Genomic DNA, 17,482 nt, shown 5'->3' on the forward strand with positions numbered 1-17,482 from the left:
GAGGAGGCTCAGGCCACCGGACCTTGCGCCGGCTTCCTTCTCAGCAGAGCGTAGAGAATGATCGCGCCGAACGTCGCGGTGCCGATGCCGCCCAGACCGAAACCGCCGAGCTTCAACGAGAAATCGCCGGCGCCGAGCACGAGCGTGACCGCGGCCACGATCAGATTACGGTTGTCGGAAAAGTCCACCTTGTTGACGACCCAGATGCGCGCGCCGGTCACGGCGATCAGCCCGAACACGACGATCGACACACCGCCCAGCACCGGCCCCGGAATGGTCTGGATCACCGCGCCGAACTTCGGCGAAAAGCCCAGCACCAGCGCGATCACCGCGGCGATCACGAAGACCAGCGTCGAATAGATCTTGGTGACGGCCATCACGCCGATGTTCTCCGCATACGTCGTGACACCGGTGCCGCCGGCAAAGCCGGACACGATCGTCGCGAGTCCGTCGCCGAGAAATGCGCGGCCGACGTAGCGGTCGAGGTTCTGGCCCGTCATCGCACTCACCGCCTTGATGTGCCCGAGGTTCTCCGCCACCAGGATCACCGCGATCGGCGCGAGCAAGGTCATGGCCTGCATGTTGAAAACGGGCGCCGTGAAGTGCGGCATACCGAACCACGCGGCGTTGGCGACGATGGCGAAATCGATCGGCTTGCCCATGCCGAGGCCATTCGTGACGATCGCGTAGATCACATACGCCATCAGCAGGCCGACCAGAATCAGCAGACGCTGCAGCATGCCGCGCGCGAACACCGCGACCGCGCCCACGCACAACACGGTGACCAGCGCCATCCACGAATCGAAGTTGCTGCCGCTCACGCCGTGCACGGCGATCGGCGCCAGATTCAAGCCGATCACGCAGACAATCGCCCCGGTGACCACCGGCGGCATCAGCTTCTCGATCCATTGGGTGCCGACCGCCGACACGATCAGGCCGATCACCGCATACACCACGCCGCACGCGATGATCCCGCCGAGCGCCACCGGAATGTTCAGGTTCGGCCCGTGGCCGCCGTAGCCCGTCACCGCGATCACGAGACCGATGAACGCGAAGCTCGAGCCGAGATAGCTCGGCACGCGCCCGCCCACCAGCACGAAGAACAACAGCGTGCCGATGCCCGACATGAAGATGCACAGGTTCGGATCGAAGCCCATCAGCAACGGCGCGAGCACAGTCGAGCCGAACATCGCGACGACGTGTTGCACGCCCATTGCGAACATTTGCGGCCACGCGAGCCGCTCGTCGGTGCCGACGATGCGGCCCTCGGCCGGTGCGGGCTGCGCACGCCAACGGGGGAAGTAGGAATCGGCCATGGCGGGGGTTCTCCTCTGTTCGGCGCTATTTATGGTGGCGCGGCGCCGGAACAAGGCGTCGCCCAGGAATTACGCGCGAGTGTACGGAGTGCCACCAGGCCTGGCAAGTTCAGCCGTGCCGGGCTTCCAGCGAAAACACCGTGACGGCCGCCTGCAGCTGCCGCGCCTGATCCGCCATCGACGCCGCTGCGGCAGCCGCCTGCTCGACTAGCGCCGCGTTCTGTTGCGTCACGTCGTCCATCTGCGCGACCGCGCGGTTGACCTCTTCGATGCCGGTGCTCTGCTCCTGCGACGCCGACGAAATCTCGCCCATGATGTCAGTCACCCGTTTGACCGCGTGCGTGACTTCAGCCATGGTCTGGCCGGCCCGCTCGGCCAGTTCGGCGCCGCTGCCCACGCGCGCCGTCGAGCTTTCGATCAGCTCCTTGATCTCCTTGGCCGACACCGCGCTGCGCTGCGCGAGCGAGCGCACTTCGCCCGCCACCACCGCGAAGCCGCGCCCCTGTTCGCCGGCCCGAGCCGCTTCCACCGCCGCGTTGAGCGCGAGGATGTTGGTCTGGAACGCAATGCCTTCGATCACCGCGATGATGTCCGTCATGCGCTTCGAGCCGGCCGCCAGTTCGCGCATGGTTTCGACCACGTCGCCGACGAGGTGGCTGCCGCGCGCCGCCACTTCCGAAGCGCCGTGCGCGACGCCGCCCGCCTGCTGCGCGTTCTCGGCGTTCATCTTCACTGTCGAGGTCAACTCCTGCATGCTCGACGCGGTTTCCTGCAGCGCGGCGGCCTGTTCCTCGGTGCGCTGCGACAGATCGGTATTGCCCTGCGCGATTTCACCCGACGCCATCAGGATGCACTCGCTCGATTCGCTGATGCCCGACACGATGCCGGCCAGCCGCTCACGCATGTTGCGCAACGCGAACAGCAGGCTGTGGGTGTCGCCGGTGCGGGTCTCGACGCGCACGCTCAGGTCGCCGTCCGCGATGCGGTTGGCGATCTGCATCGCGTAATCCGGTTCGCCGCCGAGTTGCGCGGACAGACGGCGCGCGATCACCGTGGCGAGCAGCATGCCCGCGACGATCGCGCCGAGCACCAGCACGCTCATGACGATGCGCATGTGCTGATAGCCGGCGGACGCTTCATGCTGCGCTGCGTTGGCCTGCTCGCGGCGATAGTCGATCAGCGCCATGATGCGATCGCGCAGCGCCTCACTCGACGCAATCGCGCGACGCACGAGTTCGTTGTTGTCGACGCCGGCCGGAACCGGTTCGAGACCGATCTGCTGATGCACGATGCCTTCCCACGCCGCCGACGCGCGCAGCACGTCGTCGAACATGGCCTGACCCTTGCTCGTCCCGATCGTCGCGCGGTACTGGTCGTAGCCGCCGTGCATTTCCTTGAGCGAGCCGACAATGCTGTCCTTCAACTTTTGACGGCCGGCGTCGTCGGCCGCATAGCCGAGGTTCGCGGCGGCCAGATCGGAGTCGATCTTGTGGCGGTTCGCCTCTTCCATCCAGTAGAGGCCGTTCATGTGTTTATTGCCGATCGCGTCGGTAATGTCGTGCATCGACGACAGCGTACTCAGCGAAGTCACGCCGATCACGACGCAAAAACCAATCACAACGGAAAACGCCAGCAGCAGTTTCCTGAACACAGGCATGCGGTCGAACCACTTCATTTCACCATCCTTCACGAGTCACGACGGGACGCTCGAGTCGCCGCGCCATCGCGAAGTATTTCGCGACCTTCTGGCTGCGCAGCGACGCTCCCACCTCATTTACGGCGGCCATCACCGCGACTTGATGCGCGAAATGTCAGGAATAACCGGGACAGGATGTTGTAAGCGATGCTGAGTGGACAGGGCCGGATCGCAAAAACCCCGCGATCAGTAAGTCGACGTCACGATTGGGATTTGTCTGATTTATGGGGCGGCGGCTTACGCCTAGACTTGGCCTGCTGCGTTGATCCCCATGAGCAAGCGCATGCGATGTTGTAACTCTCCGACTTTTCCGCTCACGCTCCCCCAGCGTGAGCGGTTTTTTTCGTCAGTATGATTTGTTGCTCGCGCACGATCTGTTACTCGCGCAAGCGCACTTACGCGTTGGCGTTCACGCGTGTGTTGCGAAAGCGGCGCCTGCGCTGCACGTCTTTGGCGATCTTTGTCCTCTCCGGCAGCGCACGACGCGTCGAGCAATCTGCATCGCGCAATCGAAGCATCGCCCGATTCGTCAGGTGGAGTTTTTCGCTTGGGTGACGGATTCCGCTGCAGAGGCAGAGCCGGGCGTCGCACGGATCACACGCATCGCACGGGTGGTCGCGTGGTAGCGCAGCACGCGATTGCGGCCTGCGTCTTTGGCTTCGTAGAGAGCTTCGTCGGCACCATTCACGAGGGCGCGACTCGTGGCGAATGTGTCGCGTAGCGCAGTCGCGACGCCAATGCTAACGGTGAGCACATGGTGCGAGCTCGCCACGTGGCGAAGCTGGAGCGCCTGAATCGCGGCGCGAATCTTCTCCGCGATATGGGTTGCGCCGGTTTCGTCGGTATCCGGCAGCAGCACGGCAAACTCTTCGCCACCATAGCGCGCCGCCGTGTCGCCTGGGCGCCGCACGCTCTGCGCAATACAGCGGGCCACGCTAATGAGCGCTTCATCGCCCGCCGAATGGCCGTACAGATCGTTAAAACCCTTGAAACTGTCGACGTCGATCAGCAGCATCGACAACGGCCACGCGTTGCGCTGCGCGCGGCGCCACTCTTCTTCCGCCTGCTCCTCGAAGGTGCGGCGATTGAAGAGGCCGGTCAGCCCGTCGGTGCGGGCCAGCACGCGTAACTCTTCTTCCGCCGCGCGGCGATGGCGCAGTTGCTGGGAGAACAGCATAGCCAGCGCGATAATCGTCACGTCGAGCGCGCCGATCAGCGAGCCAATGATCCACGCACGGCGCCGCCATTCGACGTAAATGTCGTGCGTGGACAGCGCGACGTCGAGGATCAGCGGATACATGTCGATATGACGGAACGCGTACCAGCGCTCGACGCCGTCGATCGCCGCCGTGCCGAAGAAGTCACCGCTCGGCTGCTGGGTGAAGCGTGAGTAATTGGAAGTGCCGGTCAGATTGATGCCGATGATTTTCGGATCGTACGGACGCCGCATCAGCATCGTGCCGTCGTTCAGCATCAGCGCCATCGATCCGCCGGCGCCGAGATTCATGCCGGCGAACAGCCTGCGGAAATAGGTGAGGCGCATGGTGCCCACCACCACGCCGCCGAAACTGCCGTCCGGCCGCGTGATCCGCCGGCTCAGCGCGATGCTGACGTCTTTGCCGCTCACTTTCGGCATGAACGGGTGGCTGATGAACAGGCCGGCATTGGGAGAGTCCCGCTGCACCTTGAAGTAATCACGGTCGGCGAGATTGATCTGGCGCGGTGGCGAGGCCTGTGAGTCGAACCTGACGTTGCCGGCCTCGTCGGTTACGAGGATCGAACCCATGTCTTTCGCGCTTGCCGAGCCGTCGAACAGGACCATCTGGCGGAGTGCCGGCTTCAGGTCGAGCACGCCGGGCTGTTTCAGCCCATCGATCACCGCGCGCAGCGAAAGGTCGTAGATCTCGAGATTACGCGACACGTCGCGCTCTACCAGCAACGACACGTTGAACACGGAATCCTGCGCGCGCCGCAATGCGTCGTCGCGCATTTGCGCCAGCACCCACACGGCGATCGCGAGAATCGCGCTAGCTAGCACGATGCTGATCGCAATCACGATGTTCGGTCGGCTCGTCACCATGGTTTTTCGTTCGAGCAGGCGCGGACCCGCGCGCGTGAGCAGGAAGGCCGCGTCCGGGCTGGCGCGTACCGTGAACCGGTAGCGTACCAGACGCTGTGGCGCGCCGAACGATCCGCAAGGCGGGTTTTTGCCATGTCCTCCGTCCGCGTTCAGAACGCCGACACGAGACGCAAGTGTAATCCGAGCCTTTCACTCAATGACCAAATTATTCAATCGGCACGAAATTGTGCGTTTCTTCGGTCATCGTGCGCAAACTTTCTAGTGATATACCCGATCAGCCTTCAGGATTTGACGTTGCGATCCGATATTCGGTGAATGGGATGCCTCTTTTGCGTCTTACGTCGATGCGGCAAGTCATGCATTCGACATGAGACACGGAAGCGGTAAACAGCGCGGGGCCGCCGCCATGTACGACGGCCACACAGACGCTCCCATGCCCGGACCTGAGAGTCCATTGCGAAGCATTCACGTTTCGTTATTGGAGAAAAATCATGACATTGAAGCACCTCACAATCAAAGCCAAACTCATTGCCGGCTTCGGCATGCTGTCTCTAATCGTCGTCGCGGTCTCCTCGCTTTCGCTGAAGGCGCTGAGCGACTCAACCGATGGATTTTCCGGCTTCGTGCACGGCATCAAAGCGCGCGCCGACATGGCGGTGCAGGTGCGAACCGCCGTCGACCGCCGGGCCATCGCCGCGCGCAATCTCGTGCTCGTAACGAAACCTCAGGATCTGGACCTCGAGAAAGCCGACGTGCTGCGCGCACATGAAGATGTGCAAATCAATCTGAAGAAGCTCAACGACATGATCGCCGCCGCGACCGACACCTCGGAGAAAGCGCGCAGCCTCGTCGCCGAGATCAATCGGGTGGAGGCCGCGTACGGACCGGTCGCCACCGACATCGTCAATCTCGCGCTGAACAACAAACGCGACGAAGCGATCGTCAAGATGGACGATCAATGCCGGCCGCTGCTCGCCGCGCTGATTCGCGCGACTAACGCGTATGCCGACTACACGCACGGCCGCCAGGAACAGATGATCAACGAATACGCGGCGCACTACGAGAACCAGCGCAACCTGCTGATCGCGATGAGCCTGATCGCGGTGGCACTCGCGATCGGCGCATGCGTGCTGATCACGCGCGCCGTTACCGGACCGTTGCGCCAGGCGATCGACGTTGCGCGCACCGTGTCGGAAGGCGATTTGCGCACGCGCATCACCGTGAACGGCCGCGACGAAACCGGCAAGCTGTTGAGCGCCCTGCGCGAGATGAACGAACGGCTGACGACGATCGTCGCACGCGTGCGCGACAGCAGCACGAGTATTGCCGGCGCGGCACGCCAGATCGCCGCGGGCAATATGGACCTGAGCCAGCGTACCGAACAGCAGGCTGCGTCGCTGCAGGAAACGGCGTCGAGCATGGAAGAGCTCACTTCCACCGTCAAGCAGAACGCCGACAATGCGCAGCAGGGCAGCATGCTGGCCACGAATGCTTCGTCGGTCGCGCAGAAAGGCAGCGAAGTGGTCGGCCAGGTGGTGAGCACGATGCACGACATCAGCGACAGCTCCACCAAGATCGCCGACATCACCGGCATTATCGAAGGCATTGCGTTCCAGACGAACATTCTTGCGCTCAACGCGGCCGTCGAAGCTGCACGCGCGGGCGAACAGGGTCGCGGTTTCGCGGTGGTCGCGAGCGAAGTCAGAAGCCTGGCGCAGCGTTCATCGAGCGCAGCCAAGGAGATCAAAGACCTGATTGCCAGCTCCGTGGACAAGATCCGCGACGGCTCGGCACTGGCGGGTGAAGCCGGCAAGACGATGGCCGAAGTCACCCAGGCGGTGGCGCGGGTGACGGACATCATGTCGGAAATCGCGGCGGCATCGAGCGAGCAAAGCCGTGGCATCGAGCAGGTCAATCTCGCGATCACGCAGATGGACAACGTCACGCAACAGAATGCCGCTTTGGTAGAAGAAGCGGCGGCGGCTTCGCGGTCGATGGAAGATCAGGGCCAGCAGTTGAACGAGGCGGTGGCATTCTTTCAGATTCTGAATAGCGATGCGGCAACGGCTTCTGGTTCTGCTGTTCCCGTGCATAAGGAAATACAGCGACGCGAATCGGCTGTTGCGCCAGTCCGGCGCGCCGTCCGCGCGACGCCCGCGCCGGTTGCCGCACCGGTTGCCGCGCCGGTTGCCGCACTGGCGACGGCAGCCGTGGCGGTCGGGGCGGATGACGGGTGGGATCGGTTTTGAGCGTTCTTCTCTGACTAAGCGCCGTGCCAGGGTGGGCGGCGCAAGCATGCGGAGGCGTGTTGCGTCGCAGACGCGAATGCGAGGAGCGTTGGAAGATCAATCGCTTCCTCTCGGCTTCCTTGCATCAACGCGAATATCGAACAGCGCCGCCGAGCCGCGCGAGTGCAGCGGCCATTTCGGTTTCGTCGAGATTGCCGTAGGCAAGCCGCACGCCTCGCACGTCCTCCCCGTTAGGCGAGAACCGCCGGCCAGCGAGTAAACGAATGGCAACCTGCTCGGGCGCGATCCATCCACTCGGCGGCAGAAAGCTGCCCGCACACGTTCGAGGGCGCTGGATGCGGGTTGATGGCTCGTAACGAAGCTTTGGCGCTGCAGATGCGACTTTGCTCCCGGATTGCATCGCTCGGGGTTTAGGCCTTTGAGTGGATAAGAGAAAGCCCTGCAAGTCTTTGGACTTGCAGGGCTTTGATATGGCCGTTTGGTGGAGAGGAGGAGGATCGAACTCCCGACCTTCGCATTGCGAACGCGACGCTCTCCCAGCTGAGCTACCCCCCCAACGTGCAAACAATTCTAGCACAGGCATTTTCCGTTTTGCCAAGCCGCACGAGGCAGCAAAACATCACCTGGATGGCGCCCCCGCGAGCACCCAATCCACCACCGCGCGGATGTCCGCGTCGCTCATCGATTGATGCGCGGGCATGGGAATCATGCCCCACACGCCGGAGCCGCCCTCCTTCACCTTGCGCGACAACTTCGCCGGCGCTTGCGCATCGCCCCTGTACTTTGCGGCGATCTGCTGGAACGACGGACCGACCAGTTTGCGGTCCACCGCATGACATCCCATGCAAGCATTGGAGTTGGCAACCCGTTGCCCATTTGGCGCATCCGCCGCTTGAGCAGCCGGTGCTGCAACGCCCGCCAGCGCGCCAAGCATCAGCGCGCTCACTGCAATGGCAACACCACGCATCATGGCGTCGTCGCCTTCGGATTACCCGGATGCACCGAGCTTGAATTGCTGACCGGCGCGGGCGCCTGCTGCTCCAACGGCCGCGAACTCACCGACGAATCAGGTATAGCGCCCACGGTCGGCGCACTCGCGTCCGGTTGCGAAGCCGCCACAGGCGCCGTCCCCGCCGCCGCGGCTGCCGCCGCCGCTTCCTGCGGCTGAATGTACTGGAACACCTTCACGACCTGCACGACGCCCGGCACGCGGCTCGCTACGTCCGCGCCGCGATTGCCTTCGTCCATGGTGACGAGGCCCATCAGATACACCGAGCCACGCTCGGCGACCACCTTGAAGTTGTTCGCCGAAATGTTCTTCTCGGCGATCAGCGCGGTCTTCACACGCGTTTCGAGGTAAGTGTCATTCGTGCGCGACGAGAACGAACTCGCCGGCATGATCGTCAGTTCGTTGACGATCGTACTGACGTTGTTCAAGCCACGCACAATCGTCTCCGCGCGCTGCTTCGACACGTCCCCGGCTACTTCGCCCGTCAGCAGAACGCGGCGGTTGAACACCGCTACGTTGACGTGCGCGTTGTCGGGCAGGTTCTGGCTGATCTGCGAGAGCGCCTTCACCTGCAACTCGCGGTCTTCGGTCTGCGCGCCGAGCGTGCGCCGGTCGGTCGCCACCAGCGCGCTGCCGCCCGCCGCGCCGGCGACGGCCAGAAAGCAACCCTGCAATGTTGCGGACAGCCCCGCCGCGAACCCAATCACCAGCACGGTTCTCACCAGTGTCTTCTTGACGCGGAATACGCTCATCAACTAGCTCTCCTTCGGAATCGGTCTCAGTCTTCGCCCAGCAACATGGCATCGATGCCGTCGCACAGACAATGGATGGTCAGCAAATGCACTTCCTGAATACGCGCGGTGCGATCGGACGGCACACACACGTGGATATCGGTGTCGCTCAACACTTCCTGCATGCGTCCGCCGCCCTTGCCGGTCAGCGCGACGACGATCATTTCGCGCTCGTGCGCGGCCTCGATCGCGGCGAGCACGTTGGCGGAATTGCCCGACGTGGTGATCGCCAGCAGTACGTCGCCCGGCTGGCCGAGCGCCCAGACCTGCTTCGAGAAAATCTGTTCAAACGAATAGTCGTTGGCGATGGCTGTCAGCACCGACGTGTCGGTGCTCAGCGCGATCGCCGGCAAGCCTGGCCGCTCGCGCTCGAAGCGGCCGATCAGTTCGGCGGCGAAGTGTTGCGCGTCGGCCGCCGATCCGCCGTTGCCGCACGCAAGAATGCGATTGCCGTTGGCAAGTGCGGCGAACATCGTGTCGATCGCGACGGCGATCGGCATCGACAGGGTTTCGAGGGCTTCGAGTTTGACTGCCGCGCTGTCGCGGAAGTGTTGTTGAATACGTTCGACTGACATCGAGTCTCTATTTTCTACCGCGAGTAGACCGCAGTGCGCGGCCGTGTTGTGAAGTCGTATGGCGAAGTCGTGCCGCTCCGATAAACCCGGCCGGCAACGCAGTGCATGAATGCAAAACCATCGCGCATTGCGCCGCTTCGTGTGTTGCCGGCGTTGTCCCGTGGCCTGCACGCGAGCGCAAGTTTATCGCACTCGCACGTGTTCTCCGCGCACGGCGTCAGACTTCGTCGGCACGAAACGCATCGCGCAACCACACGAGCCGGCCGGCTTCGAACGCGATCACGTCGAACCGGCAAGCGGGCTGAACGCGCCACTGCGAAGCGCGGGTCGCCAGATAGTGCTGCGCGGCGCGCACGATGCGCTGCTTCTTCTGCCAGCCGATACTCGCCGCCGCGCCGCCGTACCGGCGCTGCGCGCGAGCACGCACTTCGACGAACACCAGCGCGCCGTCACGCTCGCGCATCACGAGATCGATCTCGCCGCCACGGCACGACACATTGCGCTCGACGAACCGCAAACGCTGCCGTTGCAAAAACTCCTGCGCACGCGCCTCGAAAGCCGCGCCGACGAGTTTGGACCCGACGAGTCTCGAAAAGTTGTGCGCCGAGATGGATGCGCCGAGCGGCGCCGCCGGGTGCGCCGTCTCCCTGCCACCCGGCTCGCGCGGCACTGCGTGGCACAATGGCGGCCTCGTTCCGTCTGTTTGCGTCTTCTGCCTCATGACTCCTCTCTCCGAACTCGCGCAAGGGCAGCAGTACCCGACTGCCGCGCTGTATGTGGTGGCCACGCCGATCGGCAACATTGCCGACGTCACGCTGCGCGCGTTGCATGTGCTCGGACTGGTGGACCGCATTGCGGCTGAAGATACCCGCAACACCGGCCAACTGCTCGCGCGTTACGGCATCTCGAAGCCGCTCGTCGCGGTGCATCAGCACAACGAACGTGCCGCTGCACTGCGCCTGATCGAGCACCTGCAAGCGGGCGAGCGCGTGGCCTACGTGTCCGATGCGGGAACACCAGGCATCTCGGACCCCGGCGCAAAGCTCGTCGACGCGGTCCGTGAAGCCGGCTTTCCCGTCATTCCGTTGCCCGGCGCCAGCGCCCTCGCGACCGCGTTGAGCGCGGCCGGCGACTGGGTTGCGACATTCTCGTTCCTTGGCTTCCTTCCGCCGAAAGCGAAAGCGCGCGCCGCCACGCTGCAGCCGCTCGCGAACCACCCTCACGCGATGGTGTTCTACGAAGCGCCGCACCGGATCGTCGAAACCGTGCAGGCACTGGCCGACGCATTCGGCGGCGAGCGCAAGCTGCTCATCGCACGGGAATTGACGAAGTTACACGAAGCGCTGCACCGCGGCACCCTGGCCGAAGGGCCAACGTGGCTTGCTGCCGATCCGAACCGGCAACGCGGCGAATTCGTGCTGGTGGTGGAAGGCGCGCAACCGGAAACGGCCGGCGAACACGATCACGACGCGCTATTAGAGATTCTGCTGGAAGAATTGACGGTGAGCAGCGCCGCCAAAGTGGCCGCGGCTATCACCGGAGCGTCGCGCAACACGCTGTACACGCGCGCGCTGGCGCTGAAGAAGGACGAAGAACAAAGCTGACGGACAAACGAAAAGGGCCGCGCGATGCGGCCCTTCCTCTTCTCTGCAGACACGATGCGAGCGGCCGTCATGCCGCCTGGCGATACGGAAAGCGCGCCTGAAACGCGCCCGCCGCCGCTACATCACTTCTGGGCGGTCGAATCCGAGTTCGACGCCAGCATTTCATCACGCGCAGCACGCGCTTCCTGCTGCGTCAGTCCCTCGATCTGGACACGCGCCGTACCGGCGTGGCGCATGTCGAGCACGGACGCGGCGGCCATGGACAGATCGATCACGCGGCCACGCGCATACGGGCCGCGGTCATTGATACGCACGACGACCGAGCGCGACGTGGCCGGATTGGTCACGCGCACATACGAGCCGAGCGGCAACGTACGATGCGCCGCGGTCAGCGCGTGCATGTCGTAGCGTTCGCCATTGGCGGTGCGGCGGCCATGGAAGCCACGGCCGTACCACGAAGCGCGGCCGGTCTGATGAAAGTCCGAAATGCCCGAACCTTCATCCGTAAGAGGCTTTGCATCGGCCAGCGACGAGCCTTGTGCAGTCGCGTCTGAAGCCGGCGCGCTACCAAAAGCTTGCGGTCCGAAGGAGCCCGCCTGCGTCAATTTTGTGCTCTGCGGCACGCCGCTATCCGACGTGTTGCCTGCGCCCGGAGGCGTGGCGCAACCCGCCAGCACAAAAAAGGCAAAAAGAGTCCCCAGACCACGGGATAACCGAGTTTTCATAAGACGTGCAATCACATTGTCGAGCCGCATCACGCAAAAGTTGAGCGTGTTGCCTGCGACTCCGGCGGCAATGGACGACAACGCGCCGCGCAGTTGAGCGCAGTACGTCAAAGCCCGGATGCGGCTCATTCAGCCGCTACCGCACGGTTAATTTTCACGTCTGGCGCAACCTGTCCCCGGCAGCCTGACCAGACCCCACATGCCGCCATCGAACGTGGCAAACACGTTCTTGCGCGCGTAACTCAGCGCGCAGGAACGGCGGCGTAGGCCCCACCCAGCGTCACGGCAGTTAAGTCCGTAGCAGGCGCGCGGCGCCTGGCTGGGCAAGACGTGTGCATCGAATGCATCGATACCTGATGGCCGCCCGGAAGTGCGACAGCCCATACTTGAGTGGCGATCCGCGTGCCCATTTTTGATGGGGACGCATCGCCTTGTGGCAGCACAGTTCCCTGTGCATGGGGTCCATTATACCTAAAACAAAATTTCGGGATGACAAGCGATTGAAAACCTTGATGAATTTTCACGCCTGCTGCAAAAGTGAGCAGAGGAAAGCCCGCTGGGACGGGGCTTCAGCCCCTCGGTGAGCGCGGGCTAGACGCCGGTACAATCAACGTTTTTCCAGCGGCGCCGTCACCCATGAAAGTCACCTTGATCCCCGTCACGCCGTTCCAGCAAAACAGCTCGCTGCTCGTTTGTGAGGCAACCGGACGCGCGGCGGTCGTCGACCCGGGCGGCGACCTCGACATCATCCAGGGCGAAGTCACGCGGCAGAACGTGACGGTCGAAAAAGTGTTCCTGACGCACGGCCACATCGATCACTGCGCGGGCGCAAAGACGCTGGCCGCGCACTACGGTGTACCGATCGAAGGCCCGCATCCAGACGAGCGCTTCTGGCTCGACAAGCTGCCGGATCAAAGCACACGCTTCGGCTTTCCCGCCGCCCAGGCGTTCGAACCGGACCGCTGGTTGCAGAACGGCGAGACCGTGCAGTTCGGCGACGAAATCCTCGAGGTCTATCACTGTCCGGGCCACACGCCGGGCCATGTGGTGTTCTTCAGCCGCGCGCATCGGCTCGCGCTGGTGGGCGACGTGCTGTTCGCCGGCTCGATTGGGCGCACGGATTTTCCGCGCGGCAACCACGCGGATCTGGTGCGCTCGATCCGCGAAAAACTCTGGCCGCTCGGCGACGACGTCACTTTCGTTCCGGGCCACGGGCCTACTTCGACGTTCGGCGCCGAACGCCGCACCAATCCGTATGTCGCCGATGGAGTCGAGGCATGAGCAGCGAAATCTATGTGAGCACCGACGTCGAAGCGGACGGCCCGATTCCCGGTCCGCACTCCATGCTCAGTTTCGCCTCCGCCGCCTACACGGAAGACAAGCGGTTGATCGCCACGTTCTCGGCGAATCTCGAACTGCTCGAGGGGGCCAAGCCGCATCCCGTTCAGGAAGCATGGTGGAAGACGCAACCGGAAGCATGGGAAGCCTGCCGCAAGGATTTGCAAACGCCTCTGGCCGCGTTGACGGCGTATGTCGAATGGGTCGAAGCGTTGCCGGGCAAGCCGGTGTTCGTCGCGATGCCGGCTGGTTTCGACTTCACTTATATGTTCTGGTACATGATGCGGTTTGTCGGCCGCTGTCCGTTTTCCTGGTCGGCGCTCGACATCAAGACCCTGGCCTTCGCGATGACCGGCCTGCCCTACCGCAAGAACATCAAGCCGCGCTTTCCGAAGCACTGGTTCGACGAACATCCGCATACGCACGTCGCGCTGGATGACGCGATCGAACAAGGCGCGCTTTTCTGCAACATGTTGAAGGATCTGCGCGCAAGTCAGGCGATCACGCTTGCGGCCGGCAAAGATGGGGACGACTCAGGACAAAATACTACTGAGGAACCGGCAAATTAGGTAATCTCCCTCGTCGAGGCCGTTTTACATTGCGTTTCGTTTTCGCCCCCTCTACCATGCGTTGATACGGCGACGCAAACGGAGGCGCAGTTGACACTCGATACGTTCTCTCAAAAAATCCTGCGCCTGCTGCAGCTCGACGCACGCCGCTCGGTGCAAGAGATTTCCGACCAGGTCGGCCTGTCGAGTACGCCATGCTGGCGGCGCATCAAGGACATGGAACAATCGGGCGTGATCCAGCGCTACACCGCCCTGCTGGATCGGGAAAAGCTCGGGCTGCACGTCTGCGCCCTCGCGCATATTCACCTCACGCGCCACACCGAAGGCGGAGTCGAACAGTTCGAGCGCGAAATCGCGACCTGCCCGGAAGTCACCGAGTGCTACAGCACGACCGGCGAGTCCGATTACATTCTCAAGATCGTCGCACCGGACATCAAGGCGTACGACACCTTCCTGCACGAACGCATCTTCAAGATTCCGGCCGTCGCGCAGGTTCGCACGAGCGTCGTGCTACGCGAAATCAAATTCGATACGCAATTGCCGTTGTGAGCCGTTGACCATTCGACGCACGCCGTGAAGCCGCATGGTGGCGCGGCGCAAAAATCAGGTGGCGCTGTGCGGCTCCGTCGCTTTCGCATGATCAGTGGCCAAGCCAATGTTTGCCTGGATTGTCGGCGCGGTGTCGGCCGGCCAGGCGCCCAGTTCCTGCAATACGTCCAGTTTGCGAGCGCCCAGGCGGGCCTTGAGCGCGGCCAGGTCAAGCCGCCCCAGCCGTTGCGATTCGCTGCCCAGCGTGCGCGGCACATCTCGCAACACCACTTCGACATCGAGGCCCGTGCTCAGATAGTGGATGTTCACCGCCGCCGCCTTCATGCCGAGAGGCGCCAGCGCCGCGCTCACTTCCGCGGTGACTCGCTCGCGGGTAGGCAAATCGACGGGCGGGTGCGCCACCGCATCGTTTTCGGGATCGACGTGAATCAATGCGTCGAGCACGCGGCTGTCCGTCAACACGCGCAGACGCGCCGACTCGGCGATGTAGTGCCCCTCCGACACGGAGATCAGCGGGTCGACCAGAATGTGCGCGTCGACGAGCGCGAAGTCGCCCATCTTCCGCGTGCGCAGTTCGTGCACGTCGCGCACGCCCGGTGTCGAGAGCAGCAACGTACGCATGTCCGCGGTAGCGGCGTCGTCGAGCGCGCGGTCTGAGAGGTCCTGCAACGCGTCCCAACCGAACATCCACCCCATGCGCGCCACCATGAAGCCGACGATCGCCGCGGCAATCGGGTCGAGCAGGCGCACGCCGGCGAGGCTGCCGACAATACCGATCGCGACCACCAGCGACGACGCCGCATCGGAACGCGCATGCCAGGCATTGGCGATCAACATGGCCGAACGCGCACGCTGCGCTTCGCGCAGCATGTAGCGAAACAGACTCTCTTTGGAAATCAGAACCAGCACCGCGACCGCGAGCGCGCTCATATGCACCGCGGGGATATTTTGCAGATCGGCGAGGCGCGTTCCCGCCCGCCACAACATACCGACGCCCACCGCGATCAGAAGCGCGCCCAGAAATAACGACGCGACGGTTTCATAGCGGCTATGCCCATAATTGTGATCCGCGTCGGGTTTTGCCCCACTGTGCCGATTGGCGATCAACACCACAAAATCGGAAACCAGATCCGCGAGGGAATGGACACCATCGGCGACCAATGCCTGAGAGTGGGCGAACACGCCGATGACGATTTGCAGCGTCATCAATACCGCATTAAGCGCAATACTGACAAATGTACTTTTGCGCGCAATGCGATGTTTTTCGGCGGACTGGGCAGCGGCGGCGGCAGGCATCTGAGAAGCGGACTGGAAGAAGTTCAATCCCTGCATTCTACCCGGCGCATCAGGAGACGCGTGGCAGACGCCAAAAAAAATTCCTTTTAAATCAGCCGCTTATCTAAACGAAAAGCATTCGCGTTCAAGTTTCGCGAAGTACATGCGACAGCCACAAGGCATTTTGTCGCGGCAATAAAAAAACCGCGCCCTCGACGGTACGCGGTTCTCTCTTGCAAGTCAGACGCGATGGGTGCATCTGATTGAAGCTATTCGTATTAACTGATGGGCAGAAGCCGGGCAAAAACCGGGCAGAAGCATTACCCGCTGCCCAAAGTATTTACTTCTCGATGAGAAACTTCTCGCGATCCAGACCTGCGATCCAGCGCGGCGGCTTACCGCGGCCGGACCACGTGCTGCCGCTATCCGGGTCGCGATACTTCGGTGCGACACCTGCGCGCGGACGAGCGGCTTTAGCACCCTTGGCAGCACGACCGCCGCCGAGTTCGGTCAGAGAAATGCCGTAGTCGGCCATTTTCTGCTTGATCTCATTCAACACTTCCGCGTACTCGCGCGACTTCGCTTCTTCGATCTGCTTTTCGAGCTTCTCGCGCTGAGCGAGTAGTTCCTTGTAGGAAGACATAGGTTCCCTTGTGGTTTGGATAAATGACTGCCAGTCTTAAGCCAGCTTGCCCTTTGAAGGTGATCATGCCTCGGAATTTGATAGCGAGATTAACACAAAATAGAAAGACTACAAAAGCGCGAGCGTTGAATTAATCCGAATTCGTTTCAAAAAATTTCCATCCGCCACCGGGTGTCCTCACTCCCTTTCAAATAGCTGATTTCGGATTTTGCTGAAAACTGCAGGCGGCATCGGTAATTATCAATTTAACTGTCACAAAATGAAAATTAAGATCGTCATTTTCCGACAACATTTCATGCGATGATAGCTTTCGCATGAAACGTCGTAACATATTGCCGCACGCGTTCCGTGCGGTTATTACACACGATCGTTTTCCCGCAAACGGTGCTAAAAACCTAATTAGCGTGGCGCTGCATGCAATCTTCGAGCGCCGCGCGCAAGTTCCCGGTATTGAGTTTCGCGTCGTCGAAAGCAAAACGGCTACGCACGCCGTTCATTTTCAGGTCCGCGCCATATCGGTCGACGCCGAGCAGTTGAAATCCACTTGCGCGTCCAGAGTGACTGGCCAATTGTTCGATGAGCGTGTTCTCTTCATCGAAAGCAAGTGGCGGCAATGGATCGAGTTCGGCGCCGTCCAGCCACCCCATTGCGCCGAAACCGCCGATATAACGCAACCTTTCGAGCCGCATTGTCCAAAACGTAAAATCGCCGAGCACGAGGTAGCGCTCTGCCTCCGGGTGGTAGCGCAGATAGCGCTGCACGACCTCAGGCGTCGAGTCAACCGGTTCGAAGGTGCCCAGCAACGTGACGCGTTGGCCGCTCAGTACGTCGCCATCAGGTGCGTCGACGGCGAGAAAGCCGGCGCGCGGGTCGGCGTGCAGGTTATGGGTGTGCTCGGCGAGTCGGCTCACCAGGATCGTCGGCCGATGGTGCGGGTCCGGTGCGAACGGCAGCATTGACGGATAAGGGAATCCTTCCGGCTGGCGCGCGTGCGTGGCGAGCGTGCCGACGGCGGCCGTGTGCAGCAGATGCAGCGGAGCGTGAGCGGGAATGTTCAAGTGTG

General features: G+C 62.5%; 16 protein-coding genes and 1 tRNA gene. 5 read left to right on the forward strand and 12 right to left on the reverse strand.

What is annotated here, in order from left to right; all coding sequences use genetic code 11:
• Positions 1 to 8: 8 nt before the first annotated feature.
• The 3 genes from P0D68_RS17245 to P0D68_RS17255 all read right to left on the reverse strand — a co-directional run bounded on the left by P0D68_RS17245 (position 9) and on the right by P0D68_RS17255 (position 5,092).
• Positions 9 to 1,316, reverse strand: coding sequence for a solute carrier family 23 protein (locus P0D68_RS17245; protein WP_408298450.1), 1,308 nt, complete (start codon positions 1,314 to 1,316; stop codon positions 9 to 11).
• 109 nt (positions 1,317 to 1,425) lie between these two features.
• Positions 1,426 to 2,991 (reverse strand): methyl-accepting chemotaxis protein, encoded by a 1,566-nt coding sequence (locus P0D68_RS17250; RefSeq protein WP_408298449.1) that lies wholly within the window; start codon positions 2,989 to 2,991, stop codon positions 1,426 to 1,428.
• A 550-nt stretch (positions 2,992 to 3,541) separates the two neighbouring features.
• Positions 3,542 to 5,092, reverse strand: coding sequence for a sensor domain-containing diguanylate cyclase (locus P0D68_RS17255; protein ID WP_408298447.1), 1,551 nt, complete (start codon positions 5,090 to 5,092; stop codon positions 3,542 to 3,544).
• Between the two features lie 491 nt (positions 5,093 to 5,583).
• Between P0D68_RS17255 and P0D68_RS17260 the strand changes: the two genes are divergently transcribed.
• On the forward strand, positions 5,584 to 7,341 hold the full coding sequence (locus P0D68_RS17260; RefSeq protein WP_408298445.1) for a methyl-accepting chemotaxis protein: 1,758 nt from the start codon (positions 5,584 to 5,586) through the stop codon (positions 7,339 to 7,341).
• A gap of 479 nt (positions 7,342 to 7,820) precedes the next feature.
• Here the strand turns inward: P0D68_RS17260 and P0D68_RS17265 are convergent.
• The 5 genes from P0D68_RS17265 to P0D68_RS17285 all read right to left on the reverse strand — a co-directional run bounded on the left by P0D68_RS17265 (position 7,821) and on the right by P0D68_RS17285 (position 10,437).
• Positions 7,821 to 7,896: transfer RNA gene (locus P0D68_RS17265), tRNA-Ala, on the reverse strand.
• Between the two features lie 64 nt (positions 7,897 to 7,960).
• On the reverse strand, positions 7,961 to 8,308 hold the full coding sequence (locus P0D68_RS17270) for a c-type cytochrome (RefSeq protein WP_408298619.1): 348 nt from the start codon (positions 8,306 to 8,308) through the stop codon (positions 7,961 to 7,963).
• The gene (locus P0D68_RS17275; RefSeq protein ID WP_408298443.1) at positions 8,308 to 9,102 is read right to left on the reverse strand and encodes a BON domain-containing protein; all 795 of its coding nucleotides are present in this window, start codon (positions 9,100 to 9,102) and stop codon (positions 8,308 to 8,310) included. The genes P0D68_RS17270 and P0D68_RS17275 overlap by 1 nt, the downstream gene beginning before the upstream one ends.
• Positions 9,103 to 9,128: 26 nt before the next feature.
• Positions 9,129 to 9,716 (reverse strand): phosphoheptose isomerase, encoded by a 588-nt coding sequence (locus P0D68_RS17280; RefSeq protein ID WP_091797115.1) that lies wholly within the window; start codon positions 9,714 to 9,716, stop codon positions 9,129 to 9,131.
• A 217-nt stretch (positions 9,717 to 9,933) separates the two neighbouring features.
• Positions 9,934 to 10,437 (reverse strand): YraN family protein, encoded by a 504-nt coding sequence (locus tag P0D68_RS17285; RefSeq protein WP_408298441.1) that lies wholly within the window; start codon positions 10,435 to 10,437, stop codon positions 9,934 to 9,936.
• Here P0D68_RS17285 and rsmI point away from each other — a divergent pair.
• Positions 10,436 to 11,320 (forward strand): 16S rRNA (cytidine(1402)-2'-O)-methyltransferase, encoded by an 885-nt coding sequence (gene rsmI, locus P0D68_RS17290; protein WP_091797120.1) that lies wholly within the window; start codon positions 10,436 to 10,438, stop codon positions 11,318 to 11,320. The genes P0D68_RS17285 and rsmI overlap by 2 nt on opposite strands.
• Before the next feature lie 122 nt (positions 11,321 to 11,442).
• On the opposite strand, the gene P0D68_RS17295 is transcribed toward rsmI, so the two are convergent.
• Positions 11,443 to 12,045: a septal ring lytic transglycosylase RlpA family protein gene (locus tag P0D68_RS17295; RefSeq protein WP_408298617.1), complete on the reverse strand. Its 603-nt coding sequence runs from the start codon at positions 12,043 to 12,045 to the stop codon at positions 11,443 to 11,445.
• A gap of 636 nt (positions 12,046 to 12,681) precedes the next feature.
• Here P0D68_RS17295 and P0D68_RS17300 point away from each other — a divergent pair.
• From P0D68_RS17300 to P0D68_RS17310, 3 genes are all read left to right on the forward strand, one after another.
• A complete protein-coding gene (locus tag P0D68_RS17300; protein WP_408298439.1) occupies positions 12,682 to 13,326 on the forward strand; it encodes an MBL fold metallo-hydrolase in 645 nt (214 codons plus the stop codon).
• Positions 13,323 to 13,952 carry a 3'-5' exonuclease family protein gene (locus P0D68_RS17305; RefSeq protein WP_091797126.1) on the forward strand — a complete coding sequence of 210 codons (630 nt, stop codon included), beginning with the start codon at positions 13,323 to 13,325 and terminating at the stop codon, positions 13,950 to 13,952. The genes P0D68_RS17300 and P0D68_RS17305 overlap by 4 nt, the downstream gene beginning before the upstream one ends.
• 90 nt (positions 13,953 to 14,042) lie before the next feature.
• Positions 14,043 to 14,501, forward strand: coding sequence for an Lrp/AsnC family transcriptional regulator (locus tag P0D68_RS17310; RefSeq protein WP_006050474.1), 459 nt, complete (start codon positions 14,043 to 14,045; stop codon positions 14,499 to 14,501).
• A 54-nt stretch (positions 14,502 to 14,555) separates the two neighbouring features.
• On the opposite strand, the gene P0D68_RS17315 is transcribed toward P0D68_RS17310, so the two are convergent.
• The 3 genes from P0D68_RS17315 to P0D68_RS17325 form a co-directional block, all read right to left on the reverse strand.
• A complete protein-coding gene (locus tag P0D68_RS17315) occupies positions 14,556 to 15,797 on the reverse strand; it encodes a cation diffusion facilitator family transporter (protein WP_408468735.1) in 1,242 nt (413 codons plus the stop codon).
• 319 nt (positions 15,798 to 16,116) lie between these two features.
• Positions 16,117 to 16,419, reverse strand: a complete 303-nt coding sequence (locus tag P0D68_RS17320) for an H-NS histone family protein (RefSeq protein ID WP_091797130.1) — start codon at positions 16,417 to 16,419, stop codon at positions 16,117 to 16,119.
• Positions 16,420 to 16,814: 395 nt separating this feature from the next.
• Positions 16,815 to 17,477: a HugZ family pyridoxamine 5'-phosphate oxidase gene (locus P0D68_RS17325; RefSeq protein WP_408298436.1), complete on the reverse strand. Its 663-nt coding sequence runs from the start codon at positions 17,475 to 17,477 to the stop codon at positions 16,815 to 16,817.
• Between the last annotated feature and the right edge of the window lie 5 nt (positions 17,478 to 17,482).

The organism is Paraburkholderia sp. RL17-380-BIE-A (assembly GCF_046028085.1).
Classification (GTDB): domain Bacteria; phylum Pseudomonadota; class Gammaproteobacteria; order Burkholderiales; family Burkholderiaceae; genus Paraburkholderia.

Bases quoted from the DNA above. Each gene is read 5' to 3' on its own strand.
- P0D68_RS17255 (WP_408298447.1), bottom strand. From the start codon at position 5,092: ATGGTGACGAGCCGACCGAACATCGTGATTGCGATCAGCATCGTGCTA.
- P0D68_RS17280 (WP_091797115.1), bottom strand. From the start codon at position 9,716: ATGTCAGTCGAACGTATTCAACAACACTTCCGCGACAGCGCGGCAGTC.
- P0D68_RS17285 (WP_408298441.1), bottom strand. From the start codon at position 10,437: ATGAGGCAGAAGACGCAAACAGACGGAACGAGGCCGCCATTGTGCCAC.
- P0D68_RS17275 (WP_408298443.1), bottom strand. From the start codon at position 9,102: ATGAGCGTATTCCGCGTCAAGAAGACACTGGTGAGAACCGTGCTGGTG.
- P0D68_RS17270 (WP_408298619.1), bottom strand. From the start codon at position 8,308: ATGCGTGGTGTTGCCATTGCAGTGAGCGCGCTGATGCTTGGCGCGCTG.
- P0D68_RS17250 (WP_408298449.1), bottom strand. From the start codon at position 2,991: ATGAAGTGGTTCGACCGCATGCCTGTGTTCAGGAAACTGCTGCTGGCG.
- P0D68_RS17305 (WP_091797126.1), top strand. From the start codon at position 13,323: ATGAGCAGCGAAATCTATGTGAGCACCGACGTCGAAGCGGACGGCCCG.
- P0D68_RS17320 (WP_091797130.1), bottom strand. From the start codon at position 16,419: ATGTCTTCCTACAAGGAACTACTCGCTCAGCGCGAGAAGCTCGAAAAG.
- P0D68_RS17260 (WP_408298445.1), top strand. From the start codon at position 5,584: ATGACATTGAAGCACCTCACAATCAAAGCCAAACTCATTGCCGGCTTC.
- rsmI (WP_091797120.1), top strand. From the start codon at position 10,436: ATGACTCCTCTCTCCGAACTCGCGCAAGGGCAGCAGTACCCGACTGCC.
- P0D68_RS17300 (WP_408298439.1), top strand. From the start codon at position 12,682: ATGAAAGTCACCTTGATCCCCGTCACGCCGTTCCAGCAAAACAGCTCG.
- P0D68_RS17295 (WP_408298617.1), bottom strand. From the start codon at position 12,045: ATGAAAACTCGGTTATCCCGTGGTCTGGGGACTCTTTTTGCCTTTTTT.
- P0D68_RS17245 (WP_408298450.1), bottom strand. From the start codon at position 1,316: ATGGCCGATTCCTACTTCCCCCGTTGGCGTGCGCAGCCCGCACCGGCC.
- P0D68_RS17315 (WP_408468735.1), bottom strand. From the start codon at position 15,797: ATGCCTGCCGCCGCCGCTGCCCAGTCCGCCGAAAAACATCGCATTGCG.